This is a genomic window from Arenibacter amylolyticus, assembly GCF_002150785.1.
GTDB lineage: Bacteria > Bacteroidota > Bacteroidia > Flavobacteriales > Flavobacteriaceae > Arenibacter > Arenibacter amylolyticus.
In genome coordinates, this window is record NZ_MTAZ01000022.1 from 1 (window position 1) to 20,373 (window position 20,373).

General features: G+C 40.4%; 20 protein-coding genes. 7 read left to right on the plus strand and 13 right to left on the minus strand.

Annotated features, from left to right (window positions below; translation table 11 throughout):
* Window positions 1-419: 419 nt before the first annotated feature.
* From rimO to recR, 11 genes are all read right to left on the minus strand, one after another.
* The gene (gene rimO, locus BV214_RS10295; protein ID WP_086477430.1) at window positions 420-1,721 is read right to left on the minus strand and encodes a 30S ribosomal protein S12 methylthiotransferase RimO; all 1,302 of its coding nucleotides are present in this window, start codon (window positions 1,719-1,721) and stop codon (window positions 420-422) included.
* A 263-nt stretch (window positions 1,722-1,984) separates the two neighbouring features.
* The gene (ftsY, locus tag BV214_RS10300) at window positions 1,985-2,944 is read right to left on the minus strand and encodes a signal recognition particle-docking protein FtsY (protein WP_086477431.1); all 960 of its coding nucleotides are present in this window, start codon (window positions 2,942-2,944) and stop codon (window positions 1,985-1,987) included.
* 90 nt (window positions 2,945-3,034) lie between these two features.
* A complete protein-coding gene (locus tag BV214_RS10305; RefSeq protein WP_086477432.1) occupies window positions 3,035-3,187 on the minus strand; it encodes a DUF4295 domain-containing protein in 153 nt (50 codons plus the stop codon).
* A 6-nt stretch (window positions 3,188-3,193) separates the two neighbouring features.
* Window positions 3,194-3,376, minus strand: coding sequence for a 50S ribosomal protein L33 (gene rpmG, locus BV214_RS10310; protein WP_026810199.1), 183 nt, complete (start codon window positions 3,374-3,376; stop codon window positions 3,194-3,196).
* A 20-nt stretch (window positions 3,377-3,396) separates the two neighbouring features.
* Window positions 3,397-3,633 (minus strand): 50S ribosomal protein L28, encoded by a 237-nt coding sequence (gene rpmB, locus BV214_RS10315; protein ID WP_026810198.1) that lies wholly within the window; start codon window positions 3,631-3,633, stop codon window positions 3,397-3,399.
* Window positions 3,634-3,705: 72 nt separating this feature from the next.
* The gene (locus BV214_RS10320; protein WP_086477433.1) at window positions 3,706-4,953 is read right to left on the minus strand and encodes a competence/damage-inducible protein A; all 1,248 of its coding nucleotides are present in this window, start codon (window positions 4,951-4,953) and stop codon (window positions 3,706-3,708) included.
* Window positions 4,953-5,291 carry an Hpt domain-containing protein gene (locus tag BV214_RS10325; protein WP_086477434.1) on the minus strand — a complete coding sequence of 113 codons (339 nt, stop codon included), beginning with the start codon at window positions 5,289-5,291 and terminating at the stop codon, window positions 4,953-4,955. The genes BV214_RS10320 and BV214_RS10325 overlap by 1 nt, the downstream gene beginning before the upstream one ends.
* On the minus strand, window positions 5,292-5,903 hold the full coding sequence (locus BV214_RS10330; protein WP_086477435.1) for a fumarylacetoacetate hydrolase family protein: 612 nt from the start codon (window positions 5,901-5,903) through the stop codon (window positions 5,292-5,294).
* Between the two features lie 178 nt (window positions 5,904-6,081).
* A complete protein-coding gene (locus BV214_RS10335) occupies window positions 6,082-6,858 on the minus strand; it encodes a 3'-5' exonuclease (protein WP_086477436.1) in 777 nt (258 codons plus the stop codon).
* A gap of 203 nt (window positions 6,859-7,061) precedes the next feature.
* A complete protein-coding gene (locus BV214_RS10340; protein ID WP_086477437.1) occupies window positions 7,062-8,429 on the minus strand; it encodes a dihydrolipoamide acetyltransferase family protein in 1,368 nt (455 codons plus the stop codon).
* Window positions 8,430-8,527: 98 nt separating this feature from the next.
* Entirely contained in the window at window positions 8,528-9,145 is a 618-nt protein-coding gene (gene recR, locus BV214_RS10345; protein WP_086477438.1) for a recombination mediator RecR, read from the minus strand.
* 151 nt (window positions 9,146-9,296) lie between these two features.
* On the opposite strand from recR, the gene BV214_RS10350 reads away from it, so the two are divergent.
* The gene (locus tag BV214_RS10350; protein ID WP_086477439.1) at window positions 9,297-10,772 is read left to right on the plus strand and encodes a sodium:solute symporter; all 1,476 of its coding nucleotides are present in this window, start codon (window positions 9,297-9,299) and stop codon (window positions 10,770-10,772) included.
* Between the two features lie 454 nt (window positions 10,773-11,226).
* Here BV214_RS10350 and BV214_RS10355 read toward each other — a convergent pair whose 3' ends face one another.
* Window positions 11,227-12,237 carry a 3-oxoacyl-ACP synthase III family protein gene (locus BV214_RS10355; protein ID WP_086477440.1) on the minus strand — a complete coding sequence of 337 codons (1,011 nt, stop codon included), beginning with the start codon at window positions 12,235-12,237 and terminating at the stop codon, window positions 11,227-11,229.
* A gap of 263 nt (window positions 12,238-12,500) precedes the next feature.
* Between BV214_RS10355 and htpG the strand changes: the two genes are divergently transcribed.
* The 4 genes from htpG (at window position 12,501) to BV214_RS17130 (ending at window position 15,663) form a co-directional block, all read left to right on the plus strand.
* Window positions 12,501-14,387, plus strand: a complete 1,887-nt coding sequence (gene htpG, locus BV214_RS10360) for a molecular chaperone HtpG (RefSeq protein ID WP_086477441.1) — start codon at window positions 12,501-12,503, stop codon at window positions 14,385-14,387.
* 179 nt (window positions 14,388-14,566) lie between these two features.
* Window positions 14,567-14,929 carry a DoxX family protein gene (locus BV214_RS10365; protein ID WP_086477442.1) on the plus strand — a complete coding sequence of 121 codons (363 nt, stop codon included), beginning with the start codon at window positions 14,567-14,569 and terminating at the stop codon, window positions 14,927-14,929.
* Window positions 14,930-15,061: 132 nt separating this feature from the next.
* Window positions 15,062-15,298, plus strand: coding sequence for an alpha-ketoglutarate-dependent dioxygenase AlkB family protein (locus BV214_RS17125; RefSeq protein WP_317045174.1), 237 nt, complete (start codon window positions 15,062-15,064; stop codon window positions 15,296-15,298).
* Complete coding sequence (locus BV214_RS17130; protein ID WP_317045176.1) at window positions 15,295-15,663, plus strand: alpha-ketoglutarate-dependent dioxygenase AlkB family protein; 369 nt, start codon at window positions 15,295-15,297, stop codon at window positions 15,661-15,663. The genes BV214_RS17125 and BV214_RS17130 overlap by 4 nt, the downstream gene beginning before the upstream one ends.
* Before the next feature lie 195 nt (window positions 15,664-15,858).
* Here the strand turns inward: BV214_RS17130 and BV214_RS10375 are convergent, their stop codons facing one another.
* On the minus strand, window positions 15,859-16,629 hold the full coding sequence (locus tag BV214_RS10375) for a S1/P1 nuclease (protein WP_086477443.1): 771 nt from the start codon (window positions 16,627-16,629) through the stop codon (window positions 15,859-15,861).
* Between the two features lie 434 nt (window positions 16,630-17,063).
* Between BV214_RS10375 and BV214_RS10385 the strand changes: the two genes are divergently transcribed.
* Complete coding sequence (locus BV214_RS10385) at window positions 17,064-19,310, plus strand: transglycosylase domain-containing protein (protein WP_086477445.1); 2,247 nt, start codon at window positions 17,064-17,066, stop codon at window positions 19,308-19,310.
* A 234-nt stretch (window positions 19,311-19,544) separates the two neighbouring features.
* Window positions 19,545-20,348 carry a Cof-type HAD-IIB family hydrolase gene (locus BV214_RS10390; protein ID WP_086477446.1) on the plus strand — a complete coding sequence of 268 codons (804 nt, stop codon included), beginning with the start codon at window positions 19,545-19,547 and terminating at the stop codon, window positions 20,346-20,348.
* The last annotated feature ends 25 nt before the right edge of the window (window positions 20,349-20,373 follow it).

Here is a 20,373-nt window from a genome sequence, read left to right on the forward strand (position 1 = left end):
GTAGCAATGAAACAATGAGGGGGATTCACTGATTTGACAATTTGAAAATTAGCCTATTTGAAAATATAGCGGTTTAACTACAAACGGAGCTTTCAAAATTTTAGCTAAAGCTGATTATCTTTATTAGGAAACAATCGGTGGTTTGAGGATTTTATTTTATACCTCACTAATCTGTTATTCACCAATGACACCATGGGGTATATTGCTTTTTTACTGAGGCCTGGACCGCCCGCCAGAACGAATCATTCGGGCTGGCGCTCGACCAGAAAACTAGGTTGATTTTGACCATGTTCGCATACCTCACCACCAGAAATAATCTTTTCTGATCCACTATCGGCCACTGGCGCAAACTATCGTCTTCCGCCAACTGCGTACGTCTCTATATTAATATCTCACTACTTTGTACTTAGTACTTTGTACTAAACCGGCTCCCCGTACAGATCAAAATCCGCAGCTTCGAAGATGGATAGGTTTACAAAATCGCCCACCTTTAAATAATGTTTTGATGCATCTACCAAAACCTCGTTATCCACATCAGGGGAATCAAATTCGGAGCGACCAACAAAGTACTTCCCTTCCTTCCTATCGATGATACAACGCAAGGTCTGTCCTACTTTTTCTTGATTTAGCTCCCAAGAGATCTGAGATTGCAATTCCATTATTTCGGAGGCACGTTGCTGTTTTACCTCCTCAGGCACATCGTCTTCCAGTTTATAAGCGTGAGTATTCTCCTCATGGCTATAGGTAAAGCATCCTAATCTCTCGAAACGCATTTCCCTTACCCATTCTTTCAAGGTATTAAAATCCTCCTCGGTTTCCCCTGGATAACCAACGATCAAAGTAGTCCTTATGGTCATCCCAGGAACCGCCTTTCTAAAATCTTTCAGCAATTTGGTAGTTTTCTCCTGGGTGGTTCCCCTTCGCATACTTTTTAATATGGAATCTGAAATGTGCTGTAATGGAATATCAAGATAGTTACATATTTTAGGTTCGCGCTTCATCACTTCCAAGACATCCATAGGAAATCCTGTTGGAAACGCATAATGCAATCTAATCCACTCTATACCCTCTACTTTTACCAACTCTTCCAAGAGCTGGGCAAGGTTCCGTTTCTTATATAGATCTAAGCCGTAATAGGTGAGGTCCTGGGCAATCAGAATTAATTCCTTTACCCCTTTTGCAGCCAACTTATTTGCTTCTGTTACCAGCTCCTCAATGGGCGTACTTTTGTGCTTCCCTCGCATAAGGGGAATAGCACAGAAGGAACAAGGCCTGTCACAGCCTTCTGCAATTTTTAGGTAGGCATAATTCTTTGGAGTGGTAGTTAGTCGCTCTCCAATAAGCTCGTGCTTATAATCTGCCCCTAAGGCCTTTAGTAAGTTTGGCAATTCACTAGTACCAAAATATTCGTCCACATCGGGAATTTCCTTTTGAAGATCGGGCTTATAGCGCTCACTTAAACAACCCGTTACAAACACCTTGTCTACGTCCCCAGCTTCTTTCATCTGAACGTATTCCAAAATGGTATTAACGCTTTCCTCTTTAGCGTTATTGATAAAACCACAGGTGTTTATCACCACTACGTTCCCTTCTTCTTCATGAACTACCTCTTTATTATTGGCTTTCAACTGCCCCATTAATACTTCGGAGTCGTATACATTCTTGGAACACCCCAAGGTAACAACGTTGATCTTATTCTTTTTAAGTGATTTTGTACGCATATCCTTCTAATGAGGTGCAAAAGTACGACTTGCAAAAAGATTGCAGTTGATTTACACCTAATATTTAACGTTTAAAAAAGAAAATAGCTTAGCCTCAAGAGCAATACCCCATCCCTAAACAGAATAGGCGAAGACAATTAAAGATTTATCAAGCAAGGTAGATAGACACGGCTATTAATATCTATAGAAATGCACCTATCCATAGCCCGATTTTCAATGACTGCTACCTCCGAAAAATTAAAGAAATTATCTGGCCAGGAACCCTAATTAGCATTAAAGAAAGAATCCACAAATTCAAACTTATTGAATACCTGTAAATCTTCCATACCCTCGCCAACACCAATATACTTCACGGGAATTTTAAATTGGTCGGAAATTCCAATAACCACGCCTCCTTTAGCCGTACCATCCAATTTGGTCACCGCCAAGGCAGTAACCTCGGTTGCCTTGGTAAATTGTTTTGCCTGCTCAAAAGCATTCTGTCCCGTAGACCCGTCCAACACCAAAAGCACTTCATGCGGTGTATCTGGGACCACCTTCTGCATCACCCGTTTCACCTTAGAAAGTTCATTCATAAGGTTCACCTTATTGTGCAATCTCCCGGCAGTATCAATGATTACCACATCGGCATTTTGGGTCACAGCAGAACTGAGCGTGTCATAAGCCACAGAGGCGGGATCGCTCCCCATTCCTTGTTTCACAATAGGAACATCTACCCTATCTGCCCATACTTCCAACTGCTCAATAGCCGCTGCCCTAAAGGTATCTGCAGCGCCCAATACAACGCTTAGGCCTTGTTTTTTAAACTGATGGGCCAACTTACCAATAGTAGTGGTTTTACCAACTCCGTTTACCCCAACCACCATAATTACATATGGCTTTTTATCCTTGGGAACGGTGTATTCTACCTCATTGCCAAAATTGGTCTCAGATAGGAGTCCGGCTATCTCCTCACGTAAAATACGGTTAAGTTCGTCCGTACCCACGTATTTATCCTTTGCTACCCTAGCCTCTATCCGATCTATTATCCTTAGGGTGGTATCCACCCCTACATCGGAAGAAACCAGGATCTCCTCCAGGCTATCCAAAACATCATCATCTACCTTTGACTTCCCAACAACCGCCTTCCCTAATTTGGATAGGAAGCTAGACTTGGTCTTCTCCAGACCTTTGTCTAGGGATTCTTTTTTTGGTTTCGAAAATAACTTCTTAAATAAACTCATAATCGTGGCGTATTCCTTTTGCCCAAAGATATGAAAATAAAAAAGCTACTTCCATCTGAAAGTAGCTTATAACCCATTAAAAAAGGATTTCTATTTTTTGCTCAACCAATCGTTAACCAATTCGGGTGACATAACTGACTCCACAAAAGAGTAAGCACCTGTTTTTGGGGACCTTACCATTTTTATGGCTTTTGTCAACCTCTTTGAACTAGTTTGTAAAGTTGCTACTGATTTCTTTGCCATGACGTATTATTTTATTTCTTTATGTACTGTCACTCTCTTAAGAATAGGATTGTACTTCTTAATTTCCATCCTATCTGGAGTATTCTTTTTGCTCTTAGTTGTAATGTACCTAGAAGTTCCTGGCATGCCAGACTCCTTATGCTCAGTACATTCCAAAATAACCTGGATTCTATTACCTTTCTTTGCCATTTTATCTTAGTATTTCAGGATTATTTGATCAATCCTTTCCCTTTTGCCTCTTTCAAAACAACGGAAATTCCCTTTTTGTTAATACTCTTTAAAGCCTTAGCGGACACCTTTAAGGTTACCCAACGGTCTTCTTCTGGAATATAGAAACGTTTTTTGGAAAGATTCACGTCAAATCTTCTTCTGGTTTTATTGATTGAGAAGGACACATTATTTCCAAACATGGCTCTCTTTCCAGTAACATCACAAACTTTTGACATCTCGCTACTTTTAATTTTGTTATAAACAGGCTGCAAATTTAAGCTAATTTATGGTACGTACAAAATTCTTGGTCACAATTTTGCAATTTCTTTTTGAAGCAGCTCAAACGCCTTGTTTACCGACTTTTCCACAACTCTATCCCGTTGCCCTCCCATCTGAAATCTTTGTACGACCACCTTTTTTGGAGAAGCAATGGCGATAAATACCGTTCCTACCTCCGCATCCGAATCACCTTTTGTGGGTCCGGCATTCCCAGTAGTAGCTATGGCAAAATCTGTTTTTAACAGCCTCCTAAGATGAATAGCCATGGCCTCGGCCACTTGGGAACTCACCACAGAATACCGATCTATCACTTCTTGGGACACTCCCAACACCTCTACTTTGGTTTGGGTGGCATAACACACCACACTCCCTTTAAAATAGGCAGATGCCCCTGGATTTCGGGTTATTTTCTGTGCAATTCTCCCCCCGGTAAAACTTTCTGCCGTCCCTAGGGTCATTTTTTTCTGCTTCAATAAATTGGCTACGACCACCTCTAAGGGTTCCATTCCATTTTCCCCATAGACATAATCCCCCAGCAATGCTTTAATCTTCTCAGCTTCCGCATCTATCAACTGATTTAAGCGCTCTTTATTGGGCCCTTTCCCAGTTAATCGCAACCGCACCGAGCCCAAGCTAGGCAAATAAGCCAGCTTCACTTCTTTGGGGAGCCCCTCCTCTATTGATTCTAGGATTTCTGCAATTCCACTTTCCCCCATCCCATAAGTGATAATGGTCTTATGAATAATAAAGGGTCGTCTAAACTCTTGAATCACCTTTGGGATTACCTGGTAAGAGAATAAGTTTCTCATTTCATAGGGCACTCCTGGTAAGGAGATTACTACTTTACCATTCCTGGGTATCCACATCCCAGGCGCAGTTCCAAACTCATTGTGCAATACTTCTGCACTACTGAGCACCAAGGCCTGTCTTCGGTTCAATTCGGAAATAGGGGTGCTTATATGTTTTTTAAACAACTCCTCCACATGGGAAAGCACCGCGCTATTCAACACAAGGGTATCGCCAAAGTACTCGCACAAGGTTTGTTTGGTAATATCATCCTTGGTAGGACCCAATCCTCCTGTCATGATAATCACATCGGACCGCGATTCGGCTTCCTTTAAGGCATGTAAAATTTGCTCCCTATCATCCTGCACAGAGGTGATTTGATAAACGGAAACACCAATATCATTCAGTTTTTCGGCGATAAATGCAGAATTGGTATCTACCACCTGTCCTATTAGCAATTCATCACCAATGGTAATTATCTCTGCAAACATTAAAGACTAAAGTCGTTTTTTAGCTCCGTAATCACCTGATTAACATCTTTTTTAAGAAGCGGCACCAACCTATTGATTTCTGGAATATTTTCTTCTTTTTTTGCCAAGGTCTCTATTTCCAAGGCTTTTGCACGCGACTGCTCCATGCCTAACAAATCTACATTGGGCTTTATTTTATGCGCCAATTTGTAAACCGCTTCGTAATTTTTAAGCTCCAAGGCCTTCTCCAACTCTTCCAGGTCCTGAGGCACTTCTTCTAAAAATACAGCAATGACAGAACGAACAAAATCTTCATCGCCCTCGGCCATTTCATTGATGTTGTCTAGGTTATAGATCATCTATTTTATTTTTAAGGAGAATAACTCCTTATCGTTAAGTGTGCCTACAAGATAGTCATTCGCATTTACTTTTCCTACACCCGCGGGGGTTCCCGTAAAGATAATATCCCCTTTTTTCAGCATAAAGTAACGCGACACATAGGATATTAACTCATCTATCTTCCACATCATATGCGCTGTATTTCCCTTCTGCACCACCTCATCATTCTTTTTAAGCTGGAAGTCAAGATTATTTAAATCCTCAAAGTTGGTTTTAGGCAACCACTTGCCCACTACGGCTGCACCGTCGAAACCCTTTGCCTTTTCCCATGGAAGTCCCTTCTCCTTTAGTTGCGTTTGAAGATCCCTAGCTGTAAAGTCTAGCCCCAGACCTATTTCATCATAATACTTATGGGCAAATTGCTCATCTATGTGTTTTCCTACCTTTTTAATCTTTACCAAAACCTCCACTTCATAATGGACATCTTGGGAAAACTCAGGAATATAGAAATCCTGCTCCTTTGGCAACACCGCAGAGTCGGGCTTAATAAATACCACCGGCTCACTGGGCTTCTCGTTGTTCAATTCGGCTATATGATCTACATAATTACGACCAATACAGATTATTTTCATACGGCTAATAGATTCATTGGGGTTTGGCACAATACCCATTAAGATATACAGACCAAGACTGGCACAGCAGATGCTTCTTTTTCGCACACATTCATTCGGGCAAGTTGCCCTAAAAACTCCTTGTTGGAAAAAAATAATACTTAGGGCATCTATCCTATACCAGATAAGAAATACCCCCTTAGTTTAATTTATTATTAAGCTTACTCAGCTTTATTTGAGTTAGTATTTTTTTGGTGTACAATGGAAAATCGGCATTAAGGATCCATCCAAAATACCCGGGTTCTTTTTCCAGTACATCGTGCACTTTTTTACCCTTGTGTTTCCCGAAGGAAAAAACCTCTTCCCCCTCCTTATCCAACACAATAAATCCGGCAAAGTCCACAGACTGCTTCCTTGTAGTAAATTGTGACAGCTTTTTCACATTATTCTCCAGCTCTGGGTAACGTTCTAACTGTGACAATAACACCTCATAGGTTGCTAGGGTATCTGCTTCTGCACTATGGGCGTTTGTAAGATCCTTATCACAGTAAAACTTATAGGCCGCTTCCAAGGTGCGCTTTTCCATTTTATGGAAAATGGTCTGCACATCTACAGAAACGGTGTTTTTCATATCAAAATCAATTTCTGCTCGCAGCATTTCTTCCGCCAAGAGAGGAATATCAAATCGATCAGAATTATAGCCGCCAAGGTCACAATCCTTAATCATACTATAAATCTCTTTGGAAAGCTGTTTAAAGGTAGGTTCTTGAGCCACCTTCTCATTGGTAATGCCGTGAACAGCGACCACCTCGTCCGGAATCTTCATTTCTGGGTTAACCAACCAGGTTTTACTTTCCTTATTCCCGTTGGGATACACTTTTAAAATGGCGATCTCTACAATTCTATCCTTGGCCACATTGGTTCCGGTGGTTTCCAGATCAAAAAAACAAATTGGTTTAGTAAGCTTCAGTTGCATCTTTTAGGTTGTTTTGCAATAATAATTTTTCACAAAGGTACGGTCTAAAATACAGATAGACGGATTTGTAGCGAACAACCTTCCTCCAAAAAAGCAGTCATTATGCAATAAATAAGCCAATAGATAATAGCACAACCTCCAGTAGCCACCAACACCATCCTCTTACGAACGCAAAATTTTGAGCTGCCTTAATTTGCAAGGAACTACACCTCCCTATTCACGTCCCATGCTTCCAGGTAATCGGCTACTGCTTTTACAAACATACCTCCCAAGGCCCCGTTCACGACCCTATGATCGTAACTATGCGAGAGGTACATCTTACTCCTTATAGCAATAAAATCGCCCTCCTTTGTCTCTACCACGGCGGGCATTTTTCTAATTGCTCCCAGAGCCAGAATACCTACCTGTGGCTGATTGATGATGGGGGTTCCAAATACACTTCCAAAGGTACCAACATTGGTAACGGTATACGTACCGCCCTTCACCTCATCGGGCTTTAAAGCGTTGTCCCTAGCCCTATTGGCCAAATCGTTTACCGCTTTTGCCATGCCTACCAAATTTAACTGATCTGCATTCTTAATAACCGGAACAATTAAATTTCCATCTGGCAAAGCTGCCGCCATCCCTATATTTATATTCTTTTTCTTTACTATGGTATCCCCCTCCAAGGAGATGTTCATCATGGGATATTTCTTTAAGGCAAGGGCCACTGCTTCCATGAAGATTGGCGTAAAGGTAAGTTTCTCCCCTTCCCTTTTTAGAAATTCGTCCTTCATCTTATTTCGCCACTTAACCACATTAGTCACATCTACCTCTACAAAACTCTGTACATGTGCAGAAGTTTCCAAACTGGCAGTCATGTGATTGGCAATTAATTTCCCCATACGGGTTAGAGGTATGCGCTCTTCCCCTGCTACCGACTGGGCTATCTGGGTATTATTTGACGCTTTCTGCGCATCTACAGACACTTCTTTTTGTACCTGATCCATTTTTACAGCACTCGCACTCTCTACGGTAGAGGAACCTTCTTTGGCAAATTGGGTTGCTCCGGATTTACGATTCTCTAGGTACGCCAAGATATCATTTTTGGTTACCCTGCCTTCACTACCAGTTCCTGGGATAGTATCTAGTTCTGCAAGCTCAATTCCTTCCTGTTTGGCTATATTTTTCACCAAGGGAGAGTAAAACCGATCGGACTCTTTAAAGTCTAGTTGCGCGGGGGAGGCAACTTGTTTTGCCACCTCAACCGTTTGCGCTACTGCCTGTATGGAATCTTCCGATACAGCAGCGGTTACTGGTTCGGTTTTTTCTTCTGCCTGAACAGCAGCACCACTCAATTCTAGGATGGCCACTGTTTGCCCCACTTGTATTACATCGTCTACATCAAAAAGCTTCTCTACCAAAACACCATCTACTTCACTGGGAACTTCAGAATCTACCTTATCCGTCGCAATTTCGAAAACGGCTTCATCCATTTCTATGGTATCTCCAACTTCCTTTAGCCACGAGGTTAGGGTAGCTTCCGCTACACTTTCTCCCATTTGCGGTAATTTTAGCTCAAACTTTGACATATTCGTATTTAATTGACTTTTACTGATTAATAGTTTGCAAAAATAATAAAATAAAGTCCACTTTGGTGTCTTTTATTCATTACTAACTTAAATTTTGGCTAGGCCTTCAAAGAATTCTCAAATGGAATCCTATTAAGGATACTTCTTCCTAGGGTAACCTCATCGGCATATTCCAATTCGTCCCCTATGGCAATCCCCCTAGCAATGGTAGAGGTCTTTATTTCTGTTCCCTCCAACTGCTTAAAGATATAAAAGTTAGTGGTATCTCCTTCCATTGTAGAACTTAAAGCAAAAATAAGCTCTTTTATTTCTCCTTTCTTCACCTTTTCAATTAAAGAAGCAATGGTTAAATCTTGCGGCCCCACCCCTTCCATGGGTGATATTTTACCCCCCAACACATGGTAATGCCCCTTAAATTGATCCGTATTCTCTATCGCCATAACATCCCGTATGTCTTCTACCACGCAGACGGTGGTTTGGTCCCTTTTGGGGTTAGCACAAATTTCACAAAGTATTACATCGGAAATATTGTGACAGTTTTTACAGAACTTGATATTGCTTTTAAGATTCACCAAGGCACTGGTTAATCTTGTGGTCTGTTCTTTGGGTTGCTTTAGTAAGTGAAGCACCAATCTTAATGCCGTTCGCTTTCCTATCCCTGGTAATTGAGATACTTCATAGACGGCATTTTCCAATAATTTTGAAGAGAATTCCATAAGCACAAAATTACAATTTTAAACTATTTAATACTCGACCTCGGTAGAAAAAGAAATATTTGAATCTTGGTCAATGCTCGCTATTTGGCACTTTAGATCCTTCAGTTTTTATATGATTGTTTTTTGTATTTTGCCGGCTTAAAATCCAACTATGACCCCTACCCTTATTTTAGTATTGATAGGTTGTTATTTCCTATTACTCCTTACCATTTCCTATTTCACTGGAAAAAACGACTCTAATGCAGATTTTTTTAAGGCAGGAAAGCAATCCCCCTGGTTTTTGGTAGCCTTTGGTATGATTGGCGCCTCGTTATCCGGTGTTACCTTTATTTCTGTCCCTGGATGGGTAGCGAGTTCGGAATTTAGTTATATGCAGGTGGTATTTGGATATTTGGCGGGATACTTGGTCATTGCCTATGTGCTGCTACCTATATATTATAGATTAAACGTCACCTCTATCTATGAATACCTAGAAGGTCGCTTTGGCGTGGTAAGCTATAAGACAGGGGCATTTTTCTTTTTTATCTCCCGAGTTTTAGGCGCTTCGTTTAGACTTTTTTTGGTAGCCATAGTATTGCAGCAATTTGTATTTGATGCTTGGAACGTACCTTTTGAAGTTACCGTTACCCTATCCATTCTACTGATATGGGTATACACTTTTAAAGGCGGAATAAAGACAATTGTCTGGACCGACACCTTGCAGACCCTATTTATGTTGATTGCCGTGGGATTGTCCATTTATCAAATTAATCAAGAGTTGAACTGGAGTTTCACAGAATTCTTCGCTTCCGAGGAACTAAAGAAATACAACACCATATTTTTTACTGATGATTTTTTTAGCAGAGTGCATTTTATAAAGTCGTTCATAGGAGGAATGTTCATTGCTATTTGCATGACTGGCCTAGATCAGGATATGATGCAAAAGAACCTCACTTGCAAAAGCCTAAAGGATGCCCAGAAGAACGTGGTTTCGTTTAGTTTGGTGCTTATTGTAGTCAACTTCGCCTTTTTATTATTGGGCGCACTTTTATTTATTTATGCCGGGAGGTTTGATATTGGCATTCCTATGTTGGATGGTGTTCCCAAACCCGATCTTTTGTTTCCGGAAATTGCGATTAATAGCGGATTGGGAATTGCGGTAGCCATCACCTTTATGCTAGGATTAATTGCCGCGGCCTATAGTAGTGCAGATAGTGCGCTTACCTCACTGACCACCTCCTTTTGCATAGACTTTTTAAATATTAGCAAGAAGCCGGAGGCTAAGCAAAAGTCTATCCGTAAAAACACCCATATAGGAATGAGTCTATTGCTCATAATTGTCATAATAATCTTTAAACATATTTTAGATAAGAACGTTATAGACGGACTCTTAACAGTTGCCACCTATACCTATGGCCCCTTACTGGGATTATTTTCCTTTGGCATCCTCACCAAGTATCAAATAAAGGATAAATACGTAGCCTTCGTTTCCGTGCTTTCTGTAATTCTGATTGTATTGATTGCCAATATTCCGTCGGACTATCTAAACGGATATCAGGTTGGGTACGAATTGCTACCTATAAATGGTATATTAACTTTTATTGGACTTTGGACCATCAGAATAAAACCTACTCCAAAAAAAGCTTAAACTAACACCTTATAAAATAGTGTGGAGGGATTCTCCACCCCTGATTGTGTTTCTTAAGTGTTGTAGACCTAACCCTAACTGATTAGTTAAGGGTTTCCCCTTATAGGCTGGGGTTGCATCCAAGGACAGGATTATAAAACGAGTCCAGATCCGCCAAACCTCAACAACGTCAACAACCGAGGTGAAAACCTAAAATTAAAACAAGGAAGCTAACACGCCTGATTTCTGCGGGCGGCCAAAGTGAAACACCACAATGTTAAAGCCCACGTTAAACAATGTTAAACAAGGCTTTAGCAATACAAAAATCCTTTTCTTTAAGGGCCTAACAACATCAATCATTGATACAACTGTATTTTTAAAGTTAATGGTTAGTGTTTAGTATAGTTTATCAATGAAGAAAACCCGGAGCTTAGGCTCCGGGTTTTGCTTTAATATAGGTGTAATCTAGGATTATTTACCAGCGAATAACGACACTTCCCCAAGTAAAACCACTACCAAATGCTGCAAGCACCACCAAGTCTCCCGACTTTATTTTTCCTTTTTCCCAAGCTTCGGTAAGGGCAATTGGTATAGAAGCTGCCGTGGTATTCCCATAATTCATGATGTTGTTGTATACCTGATCATCTGTCAATCCAAATTTACGCTGAACAAACTGTGAAATCCGAAGGTTGGCCTGGTGGGGTACCAACATATCAATATCTTTAGCCTCCAAGTTATTGGCCTTTAAACCTTCTACAATTACCTCACTAAAACGGACCACTGCATTTTTAAAAACAAATTGACCGTTCATATAAGGAAAGTAAGACTCATCATTGGGATCATTGTCGGCCAAGATATCAGTCACCCAACGATTGCCCATACCAGGGGCAATTAGGGCCAGTTCTTCTGCATGTTCACCTTCGGAATGCAAATGGGTAGACAGTATTCCTTTTTGGGAATCCTCCTCCCTACTCAGTATTGCTGCCCCTGCACCATCGCCAAAAATCACGGACACCCCCCTACCCCTAGTAGTCATGTCTAAACCATGGGAATGCAACTCGGAACCAATGACTAATATATTTTTGTACATGCCAGTTTTAATATACTGATCTGCAACAGACAGGGCATATACAAAACCGGAACACTGATTTCTTACATCCAAAGCCCCCACGGTCTTTATCCCCAGTTCCCGTTGCACTAAGACACCAGGCCCAGGGAAATAATAGTCTGGACTTAGGGTAGCAAACACTATAAAATCTATTTCATCCTTATCCAATTTTGCCCGCTCCAAGGCAATTTTTGCCGCTTTAACCCCCATAGTGGTCGTAGTATCCCCATCACCTGCAATCACATGCCTTCTTTCCTTGATACCTGTACGCTCTTGGATCCATTCATCATTGGTATCCATCACCTTGGACAAATCCTCATTACTGACCACATTGTCCGGAACATAAAAACCTAGTCCAGTTATTTTTGAGTTGAACATCTGTTTCGTTTTTAAAATTTTAGGCTTATGCCATAAAGTTCGTTATTAAAACTAAAGTATAGGAAATAATTTAAGAATCCCATAAATTTTTTAAAATTACACTTCCCCGTCTTTTAATAACTAGACATTTGAAGGTGCTAGGGAACTGCATAAGTGACATACCGCATGAGTGCGAGCCAGACGAAGTGCCAGTTTGTCACGATTTTAGATTGTGGTACTTTTTTTGACTTTGACAATCCGATAATCATTAAAATATTAGAAGTATGGCCAAAGGCAAGATTAATGTTTCCGTAGAGAACATATTTCCGCTTATAAAAAAATTCTTATACAGTGACCATGAAATTTTTCTTAGGGAGCTGGTTTCCAACGCTACCGATGCAACCTTAAAATTAAAACACCTAACTTCTATTGGGGAGGCTTCCGTAGAGTACGGCAACCCTATTATTGAGGTGAAGGTTGATAAGGAGGGAAAGAAAATCCATATTATTGACCAAGGTGTGGGTATGACCCAAGACGAGGTAAAAAAATATATTAACGAAATTGCCTTTTCAGGAGCAGAGGAATTCCTAGACAAATACAAAGATTCCGCAAAAGATTCTGGGATCATCGGTCACTTTGGACTTGGTTTTTATTCTGCCTTTATGGTTGCAGAAAAGGTAGAAATCATCACTAAGAGCTATACCGATGCCCCCGCTGCTCATTGGACCTGCGATGGATCGCCAAACTTTACTTTGGAAGAAGCCGATAAGGAAACTAGAGGAACCGAAATCGTCCTTCATATCGCAGAGGATTCCACCGAGTTTTTAGAGGAGAGTAGAATTGGAGAGTTACTGAGCAAGTACAATAAGTTTATGCCCGTACCTATTAAGTTTGGGACTAAAACCGAAACCTTGCCCAAGCCAGAAGATGCCAAGGAGGAGGATCCCGCTCCAACCCAAGAGGTAGATAATATTATTAACAACCCTAATCCTGCTTGGACCAAGCAGCCTACTGAGCTTAAAGAGGAAGATTACAAGCAGTTTTATAGGGAGCTCTACCCAATGCAATTTGAGGAGCCCTTATTTCACATTCACCTAAATGTTGATTATCCGTTTAATTTGACGGGAATCTTGTATTTCCCCAAATTGACCAATGATCTAAACATTCAAAAAGACAGGATTGCCTTATACCAGAACCAAGTATTTGTTACGGATAATGTAGAAGGAATTGTTCCAGAATTCCTTACCATGCTTCGCGGGGTAATAGATTCTCCGGATATCCCATTAAACGTTTCTAGATCGTATCTTCAGGCAGATGGAGCGGTTAAAAAGATTTCGTCCTATATTACACGTAAGGTAGCCGATAAATTGGCATCCTTGTTTAAGAATAGCAGGGAAGACTTTGAAGCTAAGTGGAACGACATTAAAATCGTTATCGAATATGGAATGCTTTCCGAAGAGAAGTTTTTTGAGAAGGCCGATAAGTTTGCACTGTACCCTACCGTAGATGGAGCGTTTTATACTTTTGAGGAACTTCAGGAAAAGCTGAAAGAAAACCAGACCGATAAGGATGATAAATTGGTGATTCTTTACGCTTCTAACCAAGAAGAACAGCACAGTTATATAGAGGCTGCTAAAGATAAAGGGTATGAAGTATTATTATTGGATTCCCCGATCGTTTCCCACCTAATGCAGAAACTGGAAACTTCTAAAGAAAATATTTCTTTTGCTAGGGTAGACGCCGATCATTTGGATAACCTGATAAAGAAAGAAGACACCCCAATCTCCAAGCTTTCTGAGGAAGAGCAAGAGTCCCTAAAAACGTCCATTGAAGAGACCATAAATAATAAGAGCTACACCATTCAGCTAGAAGCTATGGATAGCAATGCCTCACCATTCATTATTACGGAGCCCGAGTTTATGCGCCGTATGAAGGAAATGCAACAAACCGGTGGTGGCGGAATGTTCGGGATGGGCAATATGCCAGAAATGTACAATCTGGTAGTGAATACCAATCACGAATTGGTATCTGAAATCTTGAATACGAAGACTGCTAAAAAGAAAGCGCGACTCATAAACCAATCCCTAGATTTGGCTCGATTGTCCAAAGGATTGCTAAAAGGAGAAGAGCTTACTAATTTCATTAAGCGTAGCTATGAAATGGTTAAATAAGTACTAAAAACAAAGTACTGAGTATTTTAAAATAGAAGGCTGCATCAATTTATTTTTGATGCAGTTTTTTTTATTTGGATGATTTAAAATATTTTCCAACTATCTTGTAATCCCTTTGGAGTTCCTTGGAAAGAAATAATGTCTTTTACCATGCATTAACTAACCTCTAATAAAGTAATATGACCTACCCTTGGCATCTTTACCTCATGGCATTCATTTATATAGTTGCTGGAACAATGCATTTCATACAACCGAAGATGTACCTTCGTATTATGCCTAACTATCTGCCTAAGCCCAAACTTTTGGTGGCATTAAGCGGGTTGGCGGAAATACTTTTGGGTTTTGGCTTGTGCTTTTCCACAACCAAAGATATTTCCCTCTATGGCATTATAAGCATGTTGATCGTTTTCCTCTTGGTACATTTTTATATGCTGAAAGGCAAAAAAGAAGCTGCGGGAATTCCGAAGTGGATACTTATCCTTAGGATTCCCCTCCAATTTGTGTTGATCTATTGGGCCTATTATTATTTGGGAAATATTTAGCTCGGTCTTAAAATGCCAAGTGAAGGAAATAGCGAAATTTATAGTTCGAACAACCAATACCAATCCAAATTCCTAAATAAAAGCTTCCATCCTGAATACAACTAACGGAACAACACCCTTAATAAATATACAATGAGTATTTCATTATTTTCAGATCCCATACATCTAGACCTCCCCGATAGCGATATTAGTTATTACCCCCACTTTTTATCATCACAACAGGCCAATTTATATTTTGAAAAACTCAGGAAAGAAACCCCATGGCAACAAGAAACGATCACCTTATTTGGCAAGACCCATCCCCAGCCTAGGCTTACCGCCCTTTATGGGACAATGGACAAGCCTACACCTACTCTGGCATCCGCATGAAGCCCCATACTTTCACCCCACTGTTACTAGAACTCAAAAACAGCCTTCATAAAAGTCTTAACATCCAATTTACCAGCTGTTTACTTAATTTATATAGGGATGGGAAGGATAGTAATGGATGGCATGCTGATGATGAAAAAGAATTGGGAAAAAATCCCATAATCGCCTCTATATCTTTGGGACAAGAGCGCTATTTTCATTTGAAGCACAGAAAAAACAAGGATGTAAAGCACAAACTACTTTTGCAGCACGGTAGCCTCTTGCTCATGAAAGGGGAAACCCAGCACCATTGGTTGCACCAAGTCCCCAAGACCACCAAAGCCCAGCATCAAAGGATTAACCTTACCTTTAGGATCATTAAATAAAACAAGAGGTTAATTGGGCCAGTTTACTTTTCACTTTAGGCTATTGCCCCCAGTCCTTCTACACAACATCTACCTATTGTGTTGCAATACTTTACATTGGGCTACAACAGGGTCTCATTGCCCATGGCCTAAATGATTAGCAACCCTCCTTATAAATCCTTCCACAAAGCATTAAACCCCACGCTTTAATCGATTCTAAAACAGCTCGTTTAAAACCTTCGCTAAACGGAGTCCGCCTTTTTGCAACTGCTGTTCCACCAATGACCAATATTTATATTTGTAGGCATAACCCAACTGCTCACCAACCTCCACAGAATCGTAAAGGATATTGGCCAATACGTGGGATTCTTCCACCCAATCATACACGTCACCTTGCTGAATAGCCTTAATTTCTTTCTTGGAAAGCTTGGGAAGGTTAAGAGCCAATTCTGAGTAACTCATGCCATAGTCATCAATCATATTGGCATCCCAAAGCCTATGTAAATTGGTGCCCCTCCCGAACCACCTAAGCTGAATATCGTTCCCTCCTTTGTCTTCCAGTCTACCTACGTGCATGGGCTGGTGAAGGTCTCCTATTAAATGCACCAACATCTTAAGATAGAAGGCTTTATCTTCCTTACTACTGTTTTTATCCCTTATGATGGCAATACTTTTTTGGATCCCCATCACCACATCCCCGGCAGGACTGGGTGTTACATCGGTGTATTTTTTATCCATAGGATAGTTTACATAATGCCAAGGCCCAAACTTGGAATAGCTGCGATCTGCCTTTATCTCATCGGCATAATTGGATGCCAAGGCCAAACTCTGTCCATCCAATAATTTATTAATTGCCCTTTTGGTTTTACCCGTTAGGTGGTGTGCGGCAATTTCCCCAATAGTCCTATGTCCCGTTTTGGACCAATCTAACTCATTGGCAAACGACAATTGCGCAGCTATTAAACAAAAGAGAAGTATTTTTTTCATTACAAAATTTGATTATAGTGATTCACTAATGTTACACTTAGTATGTATGGGTCTCTTCATAAGTTCCATCTAACCGAATTGAAAAAAGCCCGAAAAATCAAAAATAGTGAATTATTGGACGTATTAAAGTTTTATTCCTCCGCCAAAAAAGAATTGAAAAACTCCCTATTTTTTCCTAAGCGGTATCCGAAATTCCTGCTTCGCACTTATTCATCTGATAATCGGTAATTTACTTCCACTACACTCTTATAAACCTATAGGAATCCCACCATTCTACAAAGAGCCCCCAATGGATAGCAAAAAATTAGTCGCCTATAAGAACATCCCGAAACCTTATATTTTCGTATACTATATTTATTGAGACAAAAGGAAGTGTAAAGGAACGCCTGTAATACATTTTAAAATTTAATCTTGCAGGCATTAAAAGAGAATTAATGTTTAAAAAAATAAAAAATCCACTCTTGAGATACGCCATTTTTACAGCCCTATTATTGGGAGGACTTTTTTCTTTATTCATACTTAGTATATATCTAGGTGCTTGGGGCCAGCTCCCCTCCAAAAATGCACTTTCAGACTTTAATTATCAACGCGCTTCCGAGGTATATTCTGCGGACAGTGTATTGATTGGAAAATATTATCTCTATGACCGGCAGCCTATAACCTACCAGGACCTACCCCCACAATTGGTACAAGCCTTAATAGCCATAGAAGACGAAAGATTTTACAAGCACTCGGGAATAGACTTTACGAGTCTTGGAAGGGTAGGCATTAAAACCCTCTTACTACAGGATAAATCTGCTGGCGGAGGCAGCACCCTTACCCAACAATTGGCAAAAAACCTATTCCCACGGGAAAGATCTGGGACCCTTCAATTAGTGGCCTCCAAGTTTAAAGAGATGATTATTGCCAAAAGGCTAGAGAGGATCTATTCTAAAGAGGAGATTCTGTTACTATACCTCAATACCGTTTCCTTTGGCGACAATACTTTTGGGATAGAAAGTGCAGCACTAAAGTTTTTCAACAAAAGGGCCAAGGACCTGTTGTTGGAAGAAAGTGCCGTTCTAGTGGGAATGTTGAAGGCTACCTATGGCTACAATCCCCGTGTTTTTCCAGAAAACAGTCTTAACAGACGTAACCTGGTACTCCGTGCTATGGAAAAAAACGGCTACTTGACATCTAAAGCAGCAGATAGTCTTGTTCTAGCACCTTTACAATTAGACTATCGCGATTATGATCACAATGACGGAATTGCCCCGTATTTTAGGGAAGAGGTAAGGAAGCAAGTTTTAAAGTGGATTAAAGAGCAACAACAAAAAGGGCAGGAATACAACATCTACACATCCGGTTTAAAAATTTATACCACCTTAGATTACAAGATGCAGGTTTTAGCCGAAGAGGCCATGCAAGAGCACATGAGTAAACTTCAAGCAAGTTTTGAAAAAAGCTATGGCAAAAATGCACCATGGAGGACCAATAAAAGTCTCATCAATAAAATTATACAACGGTCCGACATTTATAAAAAATTAAAATCTGCCGGACTTAGTGAGCCACAAATCATGGACACCCTAAAGACCAAGAAATCCATGACCTTAACAGACTGGAAGGGAGACACCACCCTAATGGCCAGCTCCTTGGACAGTATAATTCACTACGCTAAGTTTTTAAACATGGGCTCTCTCTCCATAGACCCCAGCAATGGGGCAGTAAAAACCTGGCTAGGAGGAATTAATTACAAGCACTTTAAGTTCGATCATATATCCCAAAGTAAAAGACAGGTAGGTTCTGCATTTAAGCCTATAGTTTATACCGCGGCCTTGGAAAGCGGCATAACGCCCTGCACCTATTTTTCTGCACAGGAGGTAGCATACGAAAATATGGAAGGTTGGTCTCCCAGCAATTCGGGAAACAAGGACGAGGCCTACCTTAATTATTCCATGGAAGAGGCGTTAAGCAATTCTGTAAATACCGTTGCAGTAAAAGTATTAGAGAAAGCGGGCATCCCCAAGGTATTGTCACAAGCGAAAAAAATGGGAATCGAAACCGATTTACCCGCATTGCCTTCGGTGGCTTTGGGAACTGCTGAGATTAAAATAAATGAATTGGCAGGAGCTTATGCTAGTTATCTTAATATGGGGAAAGCTGTAACTCCCTTTCTCATCAACCACATCAACGACAACAGGGATTCTACCTTAGTGGTCTTTGAGCCTACAATTGCCAAGACCCCTGCATTTTCGGACGAAAACAGGCAGCTTATGCTAGAAATGATGAAAGCTACTGTAAATAGTGGTACCGCAGCGCGACTCCGTTCTACTTATGGTCTAAAGAATGATTTAGCAGGAAAAACGGGGACCACCCAAAACAATAAGGACGCTTGGTTTGTAGCACTTACCCCCAAATTACTGAATATTACCTGGGTGGGATTGGACCATCATGAAATTGGTTTTAAAAGTACCAGCCTAGGGCAAGGCGCCAATGCGGCATTGCCCATTTTTGCATTATGGACACAGAAATTAAATGCGGACAAGTCCTTTGATTATATTACCAAAGCTAGATTTAAAACTCCTAGCCCTTCGGTATTGGAAAAATTAGATTGTGAGCCTGTAAAACGCGACGGATTCTTTAAACGTTTATTTAAAAATCCCAACAAGAAAAAGTCGAGGCGATTTAAATCAAAAGATTAATCGAGTTAGATAGCCCATTAAACTAGCACCTGGCTCTAGGTTTTACAATTAAGGATCCTAGCTAGATAGCCATGGAGCGCTCCTTGAAATAGATTTACGGATTAATTGCATTTTTTAATAGTAGATATTGCTTTAGAAAAGGATAATCCATTAAATCCGTTCCATATATATCCACTTAAGATTATATTTGGCAAAAATTAATCCTTGGACACCGATCCAACAGAATTCCCATGAATGAATTATAAAATTTTATGTTCCGATCTAGATGGTACGCTTTTAACCTATAAGGACCATGTGTCTACCTATACCATCAATGAAATAAAGCGGATAAGGGACCGCATGAGGGTAATCCTAGTGTCTGCAAGGATGCCCAAATCCATGACCTATATCCAACAAGCTTTGGGAATAGAGGACCAACCTATTATTTGTTATAATGGAGCCTTGATTATGGACGGCCACAAAGAATTGAGTTCCACGTTTATCTCCTTAGATCTTATTGAATCCATCTACCAAAAGGCGGAAAAAATGGACATCAGGTTAGGTCTTTATTCGCGGGATGAATGGTATGTGGAGGTAGATTCGGAACGAGTACAAAAAGAAATAAAATACACCAAGGCATTCCCTACTTTCAGAAACACCCCAGAAACCTTATCGGATTGGCAAACAAGGCAACTAGGGGCGCATAAGATTATGATGATGGGAGAAAAAGAGAAGATGGATACTATTTTCCCCTTGCTCTTTAACTCCTTTTCGGAACACCTAAATTTATATCGGTCCAACGACACCCTGATTGAAATTGCCCCTAAATCTGTTTCAAAGTTAACGGCTATAAATCTTTTATTGCAAGCGGGGGAAGATTTAAAAGATGTAATTGCCTTTGGCGACAACTATAATGATATAGAAATGCTTCAACATGCCGGTCATGGGGTTGCAGTAGGTAATGCGAGAGAGGAAGTAAAGGAAATCTCCAATGCCATTGCGCCAAACAATACGGAGGATGGTGTTGCCCGCTACATCAACCAGCATTTATTTATTTGATTATATTTATCCCAAATTGAACTTA

Bases quoted from the DNA above. Each gene is read 5' to 3' on its own strand.
- rimO (WP_086477430.1), bottom strand. From the start codon at position 1,721: ATGCGTACAAAATCACTTAAAAAGAATAAGATCAACGTTGTTACCTTG.
- ftsY (WP_086477431.1), bottom strand. From the start codon at position 2,944: ATGAGTTTATTTAAGAAGTTATTTTCGAAACCAAAAAAAGAATCCCTA.
- BV214_RS10305 (WP_086477432.1), bottom strand. From the start codon at position 3,187: ATGGCAAAGAAATCAGTAGCAACTTTACAAACTAGTTCAAAGAGGTTG.
- rpmG (WP_026810199.1), bottom strand. From the start codon at position 3,376: ATGGCAAAGAAAGGTAATAGAATCCAGGTTATTTTGGAATGTACTGAG.
- rpmB (WP_026810198.1), bottom strand. From the start codon at position 3,633: ATGTCAAAAGTTTGTGATGTTACTGGAAAGAGAGCCATGTTTGGAAAT.
- BV214_RS10320 (WP_086477433.1), bottom strand. From the start codon at position 4,953: ATGTTTGCAGAGATAATTACCATTGGTGATGAATTGCTAATAGGACAG.
- BV214_RS10325 (WP_086477434.1), bottom strand. From the start codon at position 5,291: ATGATCTATAACCTAGACAACATCAATGAAATGGCCGAGGGCGATGAA.
- BV214_RS10330 (WP_086477435.1), bottom strand. From the start codon at position 5,903: ATGAAAATAATCTGTATTGGTCGTAATTATGTAGATCATATAGCCGAA.
- BV214_RS10335 (WP_086477436.1), bottom strand. From the start codon at position 6,858: ATGCAACTGAAGCTTACTAAACCAATTTGTTTTTTTGATCTGGAAACC.
- BV214_RS10340 (WP_086477437.1), bottom strand. From the start codon at position 8,429: ATGTCAAAGTTTGAGCTAAAATTACCGCAAATGGGAGAAAGTGTAGCG.
- recR (WP_086477438.1), bottom strand. From the start codon at position 9,145: ATGGAATTCTCTTCAAAATTATTGGAAAATGCCGTCTATGAAGTATCT.
- BV214_RS10350 (WP_086477439.1), top strand. From the start codon at position 9,297: ATGACCCCTACCCTTATTTTAGTATTGATAGGTTGTTATTTCCTATTA.
- BV214_RS10355 (WP_086477440.1), bottom strand. From the start codon at position 12,237: ATGTTCAACTCAAAAATAACTGGACTAGGTTTTTATGTTCCGGACAAT.
- htpG (WP_086477441.1), top strand. From the start codon at position 12,501: ATGGCCAAAGGCAAGATTAATGTTTCCGTAGAGAACATATTTCCGCTT.
- BV214_RS10365 (WP_086477442.1), top strand. From the start codon at position 14,567: ATGACCTACCCTTGGCATCTTTACCTCATGGCATTCATTTATATAGTT.
- BV214_RS17125 (WP_317045174.1), top strand. From the start codon at position 15,062: ATGAGTATTTCATTATTTTCAGATCCCATACATCTAGACCTCCCCGAT.
- BV214_RS17130 (WP_317045176.1), top strand. From the start codon at position 15,295: ATGAAGCCCCATACTTTCACCCCACTGTTACTAGAACTCAAAAACAGC.
- BV214_RS10375 (WP_086477443.1), bottom strand. From the start codon at position 16,629: ATGAAAAAAATACTTCTCTTTTGTTTAATAGCTGCGCAATTGTCGTTT.
- BV214_RS10385 (WP_086477445.1), top strand. From the start codon at position 17,064: ATGTTTAAAAAAATAAAAAATCCACTCTTGAGATACGCCATTTTTACA.
- BV214_RS10390 (WP_086477446.1), top strand. From the start codon at position 19,545: ATGAATTATAAAATTTTATGTTCCGATCTAGATGGTACGCTTTTAACC.